The sequence below is a fragment of the Arthrobacter sp. FB24 genome (assembly GCF_000196235.1).
In the GTDB taxonomy this organism is placed as follows: domain Bacteria; phylum Actinomycetota; class Actinomycetes; order Actinomycetales; family Micrococcaceae; genus Arthrobacter.
This window is the reverse complement of sequence record NC_008541.1, coordinates 597,018-610,517: the sequence shown is the minus strand read 5'-3', so window position 1 is coordinate 610,517 and position 13,500 is coordinate 597,018. Positions and strand designations below refer to the sequence as shown.

At 65.2% G+C, this 13,500-nt stretch carries 14 protein-coding genes; 8 read left to right on the top strand and 6 right to left on the bottom strand.

The features are described 5' to 3' along the window. The first annotated feature begins 30 nt into the window (after positions 1–30). The 5 genes from ARTH_RS02915 to ARTH_RS02895 all read left to right on the top strand — a co-directional run bounded on the left by ARTH_RS02915 (position 31) and on the right by ARTH_RS02895 (position 4,053). A complete protein-coding gene (locus tag ARTH_RS02915; RefSeq protein WP_043430278.1) occupies positions 31–933 on the top strand; it encodes a TolB family protein in 903 nt (300 codons plus the stop codon). Further along, positions 926–1,954, top strand: a complete 1,029-nt coding sequence (locus tag ARTH_RS02910; RefSeq protein ID WP_011690437.1) for a Gfo/Idh/MocA family protein — start codon at positions 926–928, stop codon at positions 1,952–1,954. The genes ARTH_RS02915 and ARTH_RS02910 overlap by 8 nt, the downstream gene beginning before the upstream one ends. Positions 1,955–1,987: 33 nt before the next feature. Beyond that, on the top strand, positions 1,988–2,530 hold the full coding sequence (locus ARTH_RS02905) for a GNAT family N-acetyltransferase (RefSeq protein ID WP_011690436.1): 543 nt from the start codon (positions 1,988–1,990) through the stop codon (positions 2,528–2,530). A gap of 113 nt (positions 2,531–2,643) precedes the next feature. Then, the gene (locus tag ARTH_RS02900) at positions 2,644–3,378 is read left to right on the top strand and encodes a DsbA family oxidoreductase (protein ID WP_011690435.1); all 735 of its coding nucleotides are present in this window, start codon (positions 2,644–2,646) and stop codon (positions 3,376–3,378) included. A 51-nt stretch (positions 3,379–3,429) separates the two neighbouring features. After that, a complete protein-coding gene (locus ARTH_RS02895) occupies positions 3,430–4,053 on the top strand; it encodes a TetR/AcrR family transcriptional regulator (protein WP_011690434.1) in 624 nt (207 codons plus the stop codon). 39 nt (positions 4,054–4,092) lie between these two features. Here the strand turns inward: ARTH_RS02895 and ARTH_RS02890 are convergent, their stop codons facing one another. Beyond that, on the bottom strand, positions 4,093–4,758 hold the full coding sequence (locus ARTH_RS02890) for a LytR C-terminal domain-containing protein (protein WP_011690433.1): 666 nt from the start codon (positions 4,756–4,758) through the stop codon (positions 4,093–4,095). Next, positions 4,751–5,050, bottom strand: coding sequence for a type II toxin-antitoxin system VapB family antitoxin (locus ARTH_RS02885; RefSeq protein ID WP_043429330.1), 300 nt, complete (start codon positions 5,048–5,050; stop codon positions 4,751–4,753). Before ARTH_RS02885 ends, ARTH_RS02890 begins: the two co-directional genes overlap by 8 nt. Before the next feature lie 146 nt (positions 5,051–5,196). Between ARTH_RS02885 and ARTH_RS02880 the strand changes: the two genes are divergently transcribed. After that, on the top strand, positions 5,197–6,111 hold the full coding sequence (locus ARTH_RS02880) for a hypothetical protein (protein WP_011690431.1): 915 nt from the start codon (positions 5,197–5,199) through the stop codon (positions 6,109–6,111). Between the two features lie 197 nt (positions 6,112–6,308). Further along, positions 6,309–7,784 carry a stealth family protein gene (locus ARTH_RS02875; protein ID WP_011690430.1) on the top strand — a complete coding sequence of 492 codons (1,476 nt, stop codon included), beginning with the start codon at positions 6,309–6,311 and terminating at the stop codon, positions 7,782–7,784. 62 nt (positions 7,785–7,846) lie between these two features. Here ARTH_RS02875 and ARTH_RS02870 read toward each other — a convergent pair whose 3' ends face one another. From ARTH_RS02870 to ARTH_RS23030, 4 genes are all read right to left on the bottom strand, one after another. Continuing rightward, complete coding sequence (locus ARTH_RS02870) at positions 7,847–8,788, bottom strand: phosphodiesterase (protein ID WP_011690429.1); 942 nt, start codon at positions 8,786–8,788, stop codon at positions 7,847–7,849. Positions 8,789–8,983: 195 nt separating this feature from the next. After that, positions 8,984–10,195, bottom strand: a complete 1,212-nt coding sequence (gene fdhA / locus ARTH_RS02865) for a formaldehyde dehydrogenase, glutathione-independent (protein WP_011690428.1) — start codon at positions 10,193–10,195, stop codon at positions 8,984–8,986. A 245-nt stretch (positions 10,196–10,440) separates the two neighbouring features. Next, on the bottom strand, positions 10,441–10,926 hold the full coding sequence (locus ARTH_RS02860) for a glutathione peroxidase (RefSeq protein WP_011690427.1): 486 nt from the start codon (positions 10,924–10,926) through the stop codon (positions 10,441–10,443). A gap of 97 nt (positions 10,927–11,023) precedes the next feature. Next, the gene (locus ARTH_RS23030; protein WP_052309633.1) at positions 11,024–12,148 is read right to left on the bottom strand and encodes a M23 family metallopeptidase; all 1,125 of its coding nucleotides are present in this window, start codon (positions 12,146–12,148) and stop codon (positions 11,024–11,026) included. Positions 12,149–12,545: 397 nt separating this feature from the next. Here ARTH_RS23030 and ARTH_RS02850 point away from each other — a divergent pair, with 397 nt between their 5' ends. Further along, on the top strand, positions 12,546–13,475 hold the full coding sequence (locus tag ARTH_RS02850; protein ID WP_043429328.1) for an oxygenase MpaB family protein: 930 nt from the start codon (positions 12,546–12,548) through the stop codon (positions 13,473–13,475). The last annotated feature ends 25 nt before the right edge of the window (positions 13,476–13,500 follow it).

Sequence of the window (13,500 nt, the reverse complement as noted above, 5' to 3'; positions counted from 1 at the left end):
CGCGGGCACATCGCCCTCGAGGCTCTAGCCATGCTGCGAACCCTTGAGCCCGGTCAGCGCTGCGAGGTCTGGATTGCGTCCGTCACTGGCGAATCCGAAATGGTTTTCAGCACCGACGAAGTTCTCCTGGAAGCGCCCAACTGGACCCTCGACGGCCGTTCACTGGTCCTCAACGGGGACGGAAAACTGTGGACGCTGGATGTTTCCGGGGGACGGCTCACGGAAGTCCCGCTGACGGGCGTCCCGGACCTCAACAACGACCACGTCCTGGCACCCGGCGGCACCGGCATCTTCCTCTCGGCCAACGACGGGCACATCTACCGTGCCCCGCTTGACGGCGGCGAGGGGCAGCGTATCACCGACGACGACGGCTCCTTCCACTTCCTGCACGGCGTGAGTCCGGACGGCGGTGAGCTCGCCTACGTGGGGATCCAGGCCGGGGACTTCACCCGGCCCGGCAGGCTCATGACAATACCGTCCGATGGCGGCACAACCGCCGCGGTTGATGTCGGCCCCGGCCACTGCGACGGGCCGGAATATTCGCCGGACGGACAGTGGCTCTACTTCAACACGGAGTCCTTCAGCTCCCTCCCCGGCCATGCCCAGCTTGCCCGCGTGCAGGTTGACGGCAGCGGTTTCGAACGCCTCCTTGAAAGCGTCACCGTCGACTGGTTCCCCCATCTCTCCCCTGACGGAGAGCTGGCCTGTTACATCCGCTTCCTCACCGGCACGGAGGGCCACCCAGCGGATCTGCCGGTCGACGTCGTGCTTGTCTCCACCGGCGACTGGACCGCACCGCTGCACACGTGGCCGCTGTTCGGCGGGCAGGGAACCCTCAACGTCAACAGCTGGTCGCCCGATTCCGCACGCTTCGCGTACGTCGCCTATCCGCTCGGCAACACTGACACACCAAAGGACCAAGTACGTGACTAATCAACCCGCCGGCACTTCCGACGGACATCTCCGCTGGGGAATCCTCGGCACCGGATTCATCGCTGGCCTGCAAACTCAGGACCTGCTGGACAACGGCTTCACCGTCCTGGCCGTCGGCTCCCGGGCCCTGGATTCGAGCAGGGCGTTTGCTGAGCAGTACGGCGTGGCGGGCGCACGCGGCAGCTATGAGGACTTGGTGGCAGACCCGCTGGTTGACGTGGTCTACATCGCCACGCCGCACCCTTTCCACCACGCGAACGCACTACTCGCGTTGAATGCCGGCAAGCACGTGCTGGTGGAGAAGCCGTTCACCATGAACGCCCGCGAAGCACAGGACATTGCTGAGCTCGCGGAATCCAAGGGGCTCGTGGCGCTGGAAGCCATGTGGACGCGGTTCCTGCCGCACATGATCCGCCTCCGCGCCATCATCCAGGAAGGCACCATCGGCGAGGTCCGGAAAGTGGTCGCCAGCCACAACCAGAGCCTGCCCCAGGACCCTGCCCACCGGCTGAACGATCCTGCACTGGGCGGCGGAGCGCTGCTGGACCTTGGCATCTACCCGGTCTCCTTTGCGTTCGACATCCTGGGCACGCCAGAGACTATTCGCGCCAGTGCCTCCATGACCGCGACGGGGGTGGACCGGCAGACGGCAGCCATCTTTGACCATGCCGGCGGCCAGCAGGCCATTGTGGACTGCGAACTGGACGCCGCCAGCGCCAACCGGGCCATGGTCATCGGGACCGAAGGGTGGATCGACGTCGAATCGACCTGGTACAACCCCGTGCCGTTCACCGTGCATGCCGCGGATGGCAGCGTCATTGAACGCTTTGAGCAGCCCGTCAGCAGCCGCGGTATGCAGTACCAGGCTGCAGAACTGGAACGCCTCGTCCGCGCGGGCGATACCGCCGGCACCATCCTCCCTCCAAGCGAAACCGTTGCCGTCATGACAGCGATGGACGAGATACGCCGCCAGATCGGACTCAGCTACGCGGCCGACGCCACACCGGACGCGCAGCGATGAATGTCAAGGAATTAGCGGCATAGGATTTTGGGCATGACGCACACCATCCGCCAAGCAACAGCGGACGACGCCGGCCGGCTGGCAGAGCTCGCCGCCGTCACCTTCCCGCTGGCCTGCCCGCCGGAATCCTCCGCGGACGATATCGCCGCGCACTTGGCGAACACCCTGAGCGTGACAAAGTTCCACGGCTACCTGGCGGACCCGGACATCACGGTCCTGGTGATCGATTCCGACGGCGACCTCCGCGGCTACAGCATGCTCGTGGACCGTCCGGCCGGCGACCGGGACGTTGCGGCCGCACTGACCATCCTGCCGTCGGCCGAGCTCAGCAAATGCTACGTCCACCCGGACCACCATGGGCTGGGTGCCGCGGCCGAGCTGATGCACGCCAGCCTGGACGCGGCTGCAGCTTCCGGTGCCCGCGGGATGTGGCTGGGCGTCAACAGCCAGAACGCCAAGGCCATCCGCTTCTACGAGAAGTCAGGGTTCCGGAAAGTCGGCACCAAGTCGTTCAACCTGGGAACCACGGTGGAACACGACTTCGTCATGGAGCGGGCAGTCCCCCGCCCCGGCTGAGCCCCTTAAATCCACGTTTTGAGGTCATTAGCCGGCAGTTCGCGCCCCCGCCAGTGATCAAAGCTACATGCCCGCCGGGGAATGGATGCCGCTGGTGCGGGGTTGTTGCCAGCATGAAGATTGAGATCTGGTCCGACGTCGCCTGCCCCTGGTGCTACATCGGCAAGCGCCGTTTCGAAGCGGCCCTGGCCGAATTCCCGCACCGCGATTCCGTGGAGGTGCAGTGGCGCAGCTACCAGCTCGATCCCGGCCTGCCCGAGCACTATGACGGCACCGAACTGGACTACCTGAGCACCCGCAAGGGCATGGCCCCGGCGCAGGTCTCACAAATGTTCCAACACGTGGCGGAGCAGGCCAGGGGCGAGGGCCTCAATTACCGGTTTGACACCGTGGTGGTCGCCAACAGCTTCACCGCACACCGGCTCATCCACCTGGCCGCCGCGCATGGCAAGCAGGACGCCGCCAAGGAGCGCCTGCTGAGCGACCACTTTGAACACGGGAAGGACATCGGCAGCCGCGAGTACCTCACCTCCCTGGGACGGGACCTGGGGATTGACGCCGGGGAGCTGGATGAGCTGTTCACCACGGACAAGTACGCCGAGGACGTCCGGTTCGACTTCGAGGAGGGACGTGCCCTGGGCATCAGCGGTGTGCCGTTCTTCGTGATCGACCGGAAGTTCGGGCTCTCCGGCGCCCAGCCGTCGGCGATGTTCAGCCAGGCACTCAACCAGGCGTGGCAGGAGAAACAGCCCCTCGTCATGGCCGGCACCGGCGCCCCGGGCAGCGAAGGAAGCAAACGTAACGACGGCGGCGCCGAAGTGTGCGGCCCGGACGGCTGCGCCGTCTGACGCGCCGCTGTCGCCAATAGGTTTGCTGACAGATCACTGTAAAGTGTCTGTATGCCTAGGATTTCGGCCGCCACGAATGCTGCCCAACGAGCCGAGACCCAACGCCGCATCCTGACCGGCTTCGGCGAACTCCTCTTCACCCACGGCCTGCCCGGGCTGACCATGACGGATGTCGCCCGTCATGCCGGCATCGGACGCACCGCCGTGTACAACTACTACGCGGACATTGAGGAGCTGCTCATCGCCTACGCACTGGATGAAACCGAGCGCTTCCTCGATGGCCTCCGGGAGTCCCTCCAGTCATTGGAGAACCCGGTGGAACGCCTGGCGCTCTACATCCGCGCGCAGGTGGAGGACCTCAGCCGCCGCCACCTGCCGCCGGGCCCGGCCATGGCCGCAGTCCTCTCGCCGTCGTCCTTTTCCAAGCTCGCAGACCATGTGGGCGAACTGAGCCTCCTCCTGCAGGACATCCTGCGCGATGCGATGGGAGAGGGCTACCTTCCCCCGGCTGACATCGCACAATTGGCCCAGCTCATCCACGGAACACTGTCCTCCAGTGCCGCCCGCGGCGACGGCACGCCCGAAGCGGTACTCCGCACCGTCCGGTTCATCCAGCTCGGCGCGGGGGCCCGGTTCGACGACGCCGGCCGACCCGTCAGGCTCAGCCAGCCGTAGGCGGACCCAGCCGCATCTGGCCGCCGGGAACCGCCAGGCTCAGCCGGCTTTGGGGATCACCGGCCACTTGGCGCCGTCCACTATCCGGCGGCTCTCGCGAGGGCAGCTGAGCGGACCCGGTGTCTGGTCCACGAGGCCCGGCGCGACTAATTCCTTGAATTCACTGGTCAGGATGACATCCACGCTGCCGTCGGAACGGCCGTCCTGGAAGTAGTCCGACTTGGGAAGGTTCCGCTGGACACTGAAAGCGGCCGACTGGCCGGCAGCCCCGGACACCACCGCGGCCACACCCCTGTAACCGGACTGGGTGTTGTCCACTGCGGCCACCGCGAATTTCCTGGCCAGGAACTCGTCGGCCACGGAACGCGCCAGGCCCGGCCGGTTGGTGGCGTTGTAGACGTTGAGGCTGACCTTCTCGTTCGGGGTGTAGTCAAATGTGGCTGTGGGACACGCTGAAGCGGCAGACCGGCTCCGCTCCGCCGTCGGGATCTGAATCTGTCCGTTCATGATGGCCAACGCAACGATGATCGCGGAGATGATCAGCCCCACCAGCAGAACCAGCACCACGCCGTGCAGGATTCGCCGGCGCAGCCGGACGGGGTCTTCGGCGGTGTCATCCGGCTCAACGAACGTGGCCCTGAGCTCCGATCCCGAGACGACGCGGTGCCCGTGCAGGACCGTGATGTCCTTGGGTTTCCTAGCCATCTATCACCAGCACACGGGCGTGGATGGCGGTGCGCTGGTGCAGTGCGGTCCGGACGGCGCGGTGCAGCCCGTCCTCGAGGTACAGGGTTCCGCGGTACTGCACCACGTGGGGAAAGAGGTCGCCGAAGAACGTGGAGTCCTCCGCCAGCAGGGCCTCGAGGTCGAGGGTGCGCTTGGTGGTCACAAGCTCGTCGAGCCGGACCGGCCGCGGAGGAAGGGCAGCCCATTCCTTCGGGGTGTTGAAACCATGGTCGGGGTAAGGGCGTCCCTCGCCCACAGCTTTGAATATCACCCTGCAAGCCTATGGATGTTGCCCGCCCAAGGGAACGAATGACCTCACACAGTTCCAAGGTTGTGGCCAAACAGTGACCATTGGCTGCCGGAAGGACGCAAGGCAACATTCTGCGCCGGGCCTGCCCGGACTGAGAGAATGGAGCCATGACTGCATCCGAGAACCAGGCCGCCGTGTCGCCGTCGGCTCCTCCCCTTGCCCTCCTGCTCGACGTTGACGGCCCGGTGGCGAGCCCCGTCAGCCGGAACGTCAAGCCGGAGATCATCGCCGACATGGTGGCCCTCGCCACCGCGGGGATTCCCGTCATCTTCAACACGGGCCGCTCGGACGCGTTCATCCGGGAACAGGTGATGGAGCCCATGATCGCCGCCGGCATGCCCGCTGGGACCATCATCCACGCCATCTGCGAGAAGGGGGCCGTCTGGTTCAGCTACACGGCTGCCGGGCCCGGACCGGTGCACGTGGACCACGATCTCGCCGTCCCCCGCGCCTACGGCGACGACGTCCGCCGGCTGGTGTCCGAGGACTACGCCAAACACATGTTCTACGACGAAACCAAGCGTGCGATGGTGTCCGTGGAGCAGCATATCGACGTGCCCAGCGAGGACTACCTCGACGAACAAAAACTGTTCGACGCCGACGCCATGGTGCTCATGGCCCGTCACGGCCTGGGCGTGGTCCGGCTGGACCACCATGCTCCCGATTCGGACGACCAGATCGACTACCGGGTGGATCCCACCATCATTTCCACGGACATCGAGTCAGTGCGCCTCGGCAAGGACCTGGGTGCCAGCCGGGCCGTGGAGCTGCTCGCTGCGCAGGGTGTCCGCCCCCTGGCCTGGCGTACGGTGGGTGATTCACGCACCGACTACGCCATGGCCGACTGGCTGCACCACAACGACCACGAGGTGAAGCACGTGGATGTCCGCCCCGCGGACGGGGTTCCCGCCAAGCCGTACGCGGTCCTGACGGCCGCGGACCTGGGGCTCGCTGAAGACGTGATCCACGACGACGCCGGCGGGGCGTTCCTGCGCAGCTGGCGGGAGGCTCTGGCCGGCTAACTCCGGATTAGTCGAGTTTTTTCGCGCGGGTTATCATGCAGGTAGGACCTCTATAGACAACAGCTCGGAGAAACACCATTACAGACGCACTCGTTCAGGATGAGATCTACTACGGCGGTCAGGCTTCCGACGACGGCAGGAGCCACGCCGAAGTAACGTCGCCGGCGGCTGTCGCACGGCTGAAAAACCGCCCCGATGTGGTCCGCCACCGAGGGCGCTATGCGCTGATCAATGACACCCGCACGCCCTACCAGGCCATGGTGGAGGACCTGCTGTTCATCCGCAACGTCCTCGCCAACGCGGGCCTGGACTACCTCCTGGTGCGCGGCAACAACCACCGGCCGGTCATTGCCCTGGACTGGGAGAACCGGAAGAAGCTCCGTGCCGCGCTGGTGGAAGCATGCCGTGACGAGCCCGTGTATTCCATGACCGTGGACGCCAAGAAGAAGTCCTCTGTCCTGGTGGCCGACGGTGAACTCTCGCCGAACCGCCAGGCCCGGATCTTCCGGCTCTACCGGCCGCGGGTTGAGCCCAACGGCGGTTTCGAATTCGGTTCCTCCGCCGGCGTGCAGATCGAGCTGTGGAGCTTCGAAGGCAACCAGCTGATCCTGCCGATTGAGAACTCCCTTACCCGTCGGACCATGCTCACCACCGACGCGGTGCGCGGCACCGTGGACCGTTACGGCCACACCTGGCCCACCATCGAGAACATGTTCGCGGACCACGCCAGCGACATCAGCTTTGACATCGACATGGTGTTTTCCTGGGTGGACGGCAGTTCCCCGGAGTACATCGCCGCGCGGCGTGCCCGGATGACCGGCGTCGTCGTAGGCGAAGGCGATGACCACGAGGCCCGCTACCGCCAGATCGACGAACTGAAGTACGCCCTGCGCTCGGTGTACATGTTCGCTCCCTGGGTGCGGCGGATCTTCATTGCCACAGACTCGCCGGCGCCCGCCTGGCTGGCCGATCACCCCTCGGTGACCATCGTGCGCAGTGAGGAATTCTTCGCGGATCCCTCCGTGCTGCCCACGCACAACTCCCAGGCCGTCGAGTGCCAGTTGCACCACATCGAAGGGCTCTCTGAGCACTTCCTGTATTCCAACGACGACATGTTCTTCGGCCGTGCGGTGGGACCGGACATGTTTTTCACACCCGGCGGGGTCACCAAGTTCATTGAGGCGGAAACCCGCATCGGGCTGGGCGACAACGACGCGGAACGCAGCGGTTTCGAGAACGCTGCGAGGGTGAACCGGAAACTCCTGTGGGACCGTTTCGGCCGGATCACCACCCGCCACCTGGAGCACACCGCCGCCCCGTTGCGGCGGAGCGTTGCAGCCACCATGGAGCAGGAATTCCCGCAGGAGTTTGCCAAGACCGCGGCCAGCCGTTTCCGGGCGGCGGACAACATCTCCGTGACAAATTCCTTTTACCACTACTACGCGCTGCTGACCGGGCGCGCGGTCACCCAGACGGCAGCAAAGGTAAGGTACATCGACACCACGATGCGGTCCGGCCTCAATTACCTGCCCAAGCTGCTGTCCAAGCGCAACATGGACTTCTTCTGCCTGAATGACGGCAGCTTCCCGGAAGTGGAAGCCGAGGAACGCGCCCAGCTGGTCACTGACTTCCTGGAGAAGTACTACCCGATCAAGGCACCCTGGGAAAAGTAGGGCTCCCCGGCCAAGGGCGGGGCTCCCCCGCCAGCGGTGTCAGCGTCCGGAGCCCGGGCTGATCATCGGGAGGCGCTTATCAGCGGAATGCTCTGGGTGGGCGGGTGTCCCTGCGTCTTTGCCTGGCGCGGAATACGGATGCCTGCGGCCGCCAATCGCCGCTGTGTTTCGGCCGCGCTCACGACCTCGCCCACCGCGGCTGCGCTGCCGATAGGCACCACGGAATGCACGATTGTGTGTTCATAAACGTGCACGAGGTTGAATGCCTGGCCGCCGTCGATGGGGCGGGTACCGCCGACCGGTACGTTCAGGTCCTGGGTGTAACAGGTGGCGGAGGCCACCGATACCGGGATGCCGGCGAAGCTGGCGGTGGTGGAGTAATGCAGGTGCCCGGCAAGGATGGTGCGGACGTCCGAGTTACGGAGCACCGCAGCCAGCGCCGGCTGGCCGCGCAACTCCACGAGGACCGCCAGGTCCAGGATGGAAGGTACCGGCGGATGGTGCAGCGCCAGGATGGTGCCGTCCGGTGCAGGTGTGGCGAGTTCGGCGGCGAGCCATTCAAGCTGTGACTCGCTCAGTTCACCATGATGGAAACCCGGCACCGAAGTATCCAGGGTGATCACCCTTAGGCCGTTGATGAAATAGCTTTGGTCCACCGGCGAGTCGTTTCCGGGCTGGTCGAGCAGGCCGGAACGGAAGTTGTGACGGTCGTCATGGTTTCCCATGGCCCAGATGACCTGCGCGTTCATCGATTTGCAGGCGGGTTCGACGATGGCCCGGAGCTTTGCGTAGGCCTCCGTTTCGCCGCGGTCGGCCAGGTCGCCGGTGAAAATCACGGCTTCCGGACGGGCCCCTGAGGCCTTGACTTCCTCAAACAATTGTTTCAGGCGGGCTTCGCTGTCCACCGCGCCATAGAGATGATCCGGACCTCCCAACAGGTGGGGGTCGCTCAGGTGGAGTAGAAAATGACGTGGCCGCGGATGTTCGGCCTCGATGAGCTCCATTACTGCCTTCCTGGTTGGGTGGAGACTGTAGCCCCCAACTTCCCTCTCAGTAATGTCTATCCAACCAGACATTCGGCAAATAGTGTGCAAACTCCAGTATTCATGTTTGGAAAAACGGCAAGAACAAGTAATTCGGCGGCCACATACCCGACTGGGGATGTGACCGCCGAACCTGGCTACTCAAGTACTTTGCAGCTAACTCAAGTAGCCGTTGGGGTTGAGGACGTACTTCGTGGCGGCACCGGCGTCGAACTCGGCGTAACCCTTCGGTGCGTCCTCCAGGGAGATCGCCTTGGCGTTGACGTTCTTGGCGATGTGGACCTTGTCGTGCAGGATCGCCATCATCAGCTGGCGGTTGTACTTCATGACCGGACACTGGCCCGTGGTGAAGCTCAGCGACTTGGCCCAGCCCGTGCCAAGGCTGAGCGAGAGAGCGCCCTTCTTGGCAGCCTCGTCGATACCGCCCGGATCACCGGTGACGTAGAGCCCGGGAATGCCGAGCGCCCCGCCCGCCGCCGTGAGCTCCATCAGCGAATTCAGCACCGTCGCCGGAGCCTCCTTGGCGTCATGGCCGTGCCCCTTGGCCTCGAAGCCGACGGCGTCGACGCCGCAGTCGACCTCAGGGACGCCCAGGATCTGCTCGATCTGCTCCGCGGGCCCGCCTTCGGTCAGGTCAACGGTTTCGCAGCCGAAGCTGCGGGCCCTGGCCAGACGGTCGGCGTTCAGGTCCCCGACAATCACGACGGCGGCACCCAGCAGATGCGCGCTGGTGGCCGCGGCCAGTCCGACCGGACCGGCGCCCGCGATGTAGACCGTGGAGCCCACGCCCACGCCGGCGCTGACGGCGCCATGGAAGCCCGTCGGGAAGATGTCTGACAGCATCGCCAAGTCCATCATCTTCTCGAGGGCCTGGTCCCTGTCCGGGAACTTCAGCAGGTTCCAGTCCGCATACGGGACCAGGACGTAGTTCGCTTGGCCTCCCACCCAGCCGCCCATGTCCACGTATCCGTAAGCTGCGCCGGGGCGAGCGGGGTTGACGTTCAGGCAGATGCCCGTCTTGCGCTCCTTGCAGTTACGGCAGCGTCCACAGGCAATGTTGAAGGGAACGGAACAGATGTCCCCCACCTTAATGAATTCGACGTCGGGGCCGACTTCCACGACCTCGCCGGTGATCTCGTGGCCCAGTACCAGGTCGGTGGGCGCTGTGGTGCGGCCGCGAACCATGTGCTGGTCGGAACCGCAGATGTTGGTGGCGACGGTCTTGAGGATCACTCCATGACGGACCGGGCGGCCCACGTTGGCGGGGTTGACGCCCGGTCCGTCCTTGAGTTCGAAGCTGGGATAGTCGATGTCTATCAGTTCGACTTTTCCCGGCCCCTTGTAGGCAACGGCTTTGTTCCCTGTCATCTCTTTCCTCCTGGCTTCACGGGCACCGGCACGGGCGCCCAGTGTGATTCACGAAGTTCTGATGCGCCCTCCGAGGCCGGTACGGACCAGCCGCGCCGTCCCGCAGTGCTACAGCCGGAAAGCCGCAGCTGTGCAGGACATACTTGGAGGGTTCGGCCAGTCTAGGCTGTAAGCATACTTACGGGTAGGGGCCGTTGGGCCCTAGCGACCGACGTCGAGGTTCCTTGCCGCGCCCCAGGCGGCCGTCAGGCGAGGGCTTCTTCAATGGCGGCGATGACCTCCGGCGAGTCCGGTTCCACAGTGGGGGCGAAGCGGGCCACCACAACGCCGTCGCGGTTTACCAGGAACTTTTCAAAGTTCCACTTCACCAGGCCCGGGAGGAGACCGTTCTTGAAGCGGGTGAGCTCCGCGTACAGCGGGTGCTGGTTCTTGCCGCGAACATCAGCCTTCGCTGTCAGCGGGAATGTCACGCCGAAATTGCGCTCGCAGAATTCGGCGATTTCGTCGTCGCTTCCCGGCTCCTGCCCGGCGAACTGGTTGCAGGGCACCCCCAGGATTTCGAATCCCTGGTCCTTGAACTTCCCGTAGAGCAACTCAAGGCCTGCGTACTGCGGGGTGAAGCCGCACTGGGAGGCCACGTTGACCACCAGCACCACGCGTCCCTTGAAGCGGCCAAAATCGGTTGTCGTGCCGTCGTTGAGGGTGAGCGGAATGGAGTGGAGCGAATTCACGGTGGGCTTCCTTAAGAAACTGGTCATGGCTGCTATTCGTTGACAACGGCCAAGTGTATGGGTTGGTGCCCGGGTGAATTGAGATGGCGGGATCCTGTCAGGGCGTGGGCGTGGGTGTGGCCGTTCCGGTCGGAGCCGGCTCCGTCGTCATTGTCGGCTCGGGATCGGCCGTCGGTTCCGCCGGGGCCGTAGGTTCCGTCGAAGGATCCCCGGTGGCCGTGAACGTGGGTTCCGGCGTCTCAGAGAACGTGGGCTCAGCCGCAGGCTCTGTCGTGGGCGTGGCGGTGACGGCTTCCGTCGGCGACACTGTCGCGGTGGACTGTTCAGTCAAGGTCGGCGTCGGCGTTGGCGTCTCAGTCTGCGATGGTGAGGGCGCCGGGGTGGCAGTTGACGTGCCGGCGGGCGGCGGTGCGGTCGCCGTCGAACTCGCCGACGCTGTGGCAGGAGCGGACGTACTCGCCGTCGAAGCCGCAGTGGCGGCCGTCGCAGGGGCCGACGGTGTGCCGGTCTCGGTGGCGGACGGCGCTCCCTGCACGGGCCCCTCCGTCTCCCCTCCCGCAACCATGTGCGAGTTGTCAGAGGAAACGGGGATTGCCCAGGTGGGATCGCCCTTGGGGGCGTCCACGCCGGGGACGTAGCTGACCATGTCTATGGTCCCGAGCTCGTCTACCTGCTTGGTGGGCAGGAGCTTCCATTGCAGTGGGTTGACATGGACCCCGTCGAGGATGGTTTCAAAATGCAGGTGGCATCCCGTGGACGAACCCGTGGTGCCAACTTTCGCGATGACCTCGCCCACCTGGACGGAGTCCCCCTTCTTGACGGCGATCCCTTCCAGGTGGTTGTACGTGGTGATCAGCCCGTTGCCGTGATCGATCTCCACCCGGTTGCCGCCGCCCCAGGGGTGCCAGCCGACGGCCCTGACCACCCCGGCGTCGGCTGCGTAGACCCGGGTACCGCACGCGGCTGCGAAGTCCTGGCCCCAGTGGAACTCTCCGGCAGTACCGGTCAAGGGGCTGACCCTGAGCCCGAAGCCGGATGTTTCGGTCAGCACTTCGAGGGGCGCCATGAGTGATCCGGCAGGCGGCCGCCGCAGTTCCTCCGAGGCAACGTTCAGTTCCCGCTTGCCGCTTTTGGAGATTGTGCGGATATCGCTGCGGCTGTAGGAAATGAGGGCGTTTGCATTGGCGGCAATGGTCCCGGGTGCAGCGCCCAGCGGTTTCATGAAGGTATCCGGCCACGGCGCGATTCCCGGACCGCCTACCCCGGATTGTTGCGAGGTTGGCGTAACCACGGCCGCTGGCGGCGTGGCGGGTCCCTGGAGGCTAAGCGCCACCACCCCCAGCGTTGAAATGGCGCATACGCCAAGAATCCGCGCAGCGACTAGGCAAGGCCTGCCTGGATGATCGTCGTGTCCATATCCCCAGTGATTTCCCACGTGCTGACTCCTGCGATAGGCCCGCCAGACCCCAATCTCGACGGACTTACGATTCCTATGGGACCACAGCCCACCGCCCGTGTGAACCCCCAACATCGAGCTCTTTGAGGCGCTCCCGCGGAATTCCGCCCTTTCGCGCCGGAATTCCCAGCTGGCTCACAGCCAGGGTGCGCAACAATGGACCATGCGCAATGTCCTCAGGGAGTGGCGGGCCGAGCTCAGGCAAACATTCACCGGATCACGGGGGGCCGTGCCGGGCTGGGTTCCCCTGCTCGAGGAGGGTGACGACGCCGGTTATCACCTCCCGGGGTCCGCAGTCTGGGCGGTACACGGTTCAATGACCACCATTGTGGCGGGAATCCGGGCACTCCTGATGCAGGCCCTCCATCCCGGTGCACTAGCCGGCGTGCACGACCATTCACGGTTCCGGGATGATCCGCTGGGACGGCTTGCCGGAACCATCCGCTGGATCTTCACCGTGTCCTATGGCTCCACGTCCGCGGCGCGCGCAGCATCCGGCTGGGTCCTGCGGCTGCATGAATCCGTGCGGGGAGAGTACGTGGATGCCCACGGCGTCAAAAGAAGTTATGCGGCCAACGACCCCGAGCTGCTCCGGTGGGTGCATATCGCGTTTACGGACGCGTTCCTGTCCGCCCACAAGATCTGGGGCCGCCCCATCCCGGGCGGGCCGGACGCCTACGTCCGGGAATGGGCGCAAGCAGGACTGCTGATGGGCGTGGACTCTCCGCCGCTGAGCGAGGCGGAAATGCGGCAACAGCTGGACAGGTGGTACGACGACGGCGACCTCCGCACCGACGAACGGGTGGCCGAAATTGTGGCCTTCATCCGCAACCCGCCGCTTCATCCTTCACTGCGCCCCGGCTACCGGATGCTGTTTGCCGCCGCCGTTTCCAGCCTCGAACCGAAATACCGGGACATGCTAGGGCTCCGGCCTCCGCGGCTGGGGCCCCTGCCGCTGCCGGTGCGGTTTGGCACCAAAGTGACTCTCGCCGTCGTCCAATTGGCGCTGGGCGGGGGCGGCCGCGGCCGCAGGGTTGGCCCGAGTGAGCAGGCCGCACGGCGACGCCTGCGCCGCCTGGGATTTGCGGCCTAGGTCCCAAAGACGCAAAAAGGCCCCG

Bases quoted from the DNA above. Each gene is read 5' to 3' on its own strand.
- ARTH_RS02915 (WP_043430278.1), top strand. From the start codon at position 31: ATGCTGCGAACCCTTGAGCCCGGTCAGCGCTGCGAGGTCTGGATTGCG.
- ARTH_RS02905 (WP_011690436.1), top strand. From the start codon at position 1,988: ATGACGCACACCATCCGCCAAGCAACAGCGGACGACGCCGGCCGGCTG.
- ARTH_RS02900 (WP_011690435.1), top strand. From the start codon at position 2,644: ATGAAGATTGAGATCTGGTCCGACGTCGCCTGCCCCTGGTGCTACATC.
- ARTH_RS02895 (WP_011690434.1), top strand. From the start codon at position 3,430: ATGCCTAGGATTTCGGCCGCCACGAATGCTGCCCAACGAGCCGAGACC.
- ARTH_RS02890 (WP_011690433.1), bottom strand. From the start codon at position 4,758: ATGGCTAGGAAACCCAAGGACATCACGGTCCTGCACGGGCACCGCGTC.
- ARTH_RS02880 (WP_011690431.1), top strand. From the start codon at position 5,197: ATGACTGCATCCGAGAACCAGGCCGCCGTGTCGCCGTCGGCTCCTCCC.
- ARTH_RS02870 (WP_011690429.1), bottom strand. From the start codon at position 8,788: ATGGAGCTCATCGAGGCCGAACATCCGCGGCCACGTCATTTTCTACTC.
- fdhA (WP_011690428.1), bottom strand. From the start codon at position 10,195: ATGACAGGGAACAAAGCCGTTGCCTACAAGGGGCCGGGAAAAGTCGAA.
- ARTH_RS23030 (WP_052309633.1), bottom strand. From the start codon at position 12,148: ATGAAACCGCTGGGCGCTGCACCCGGGACCATTGCCGCCAATGCAAAC.
- ARTH_RS02850 (WP_043429328.1), top strand. From the start codon at position 12,546: ATGCGCAATGTCCTCAGGGAGTGGCGGGCCGAGCTCAGGCAAACATTC.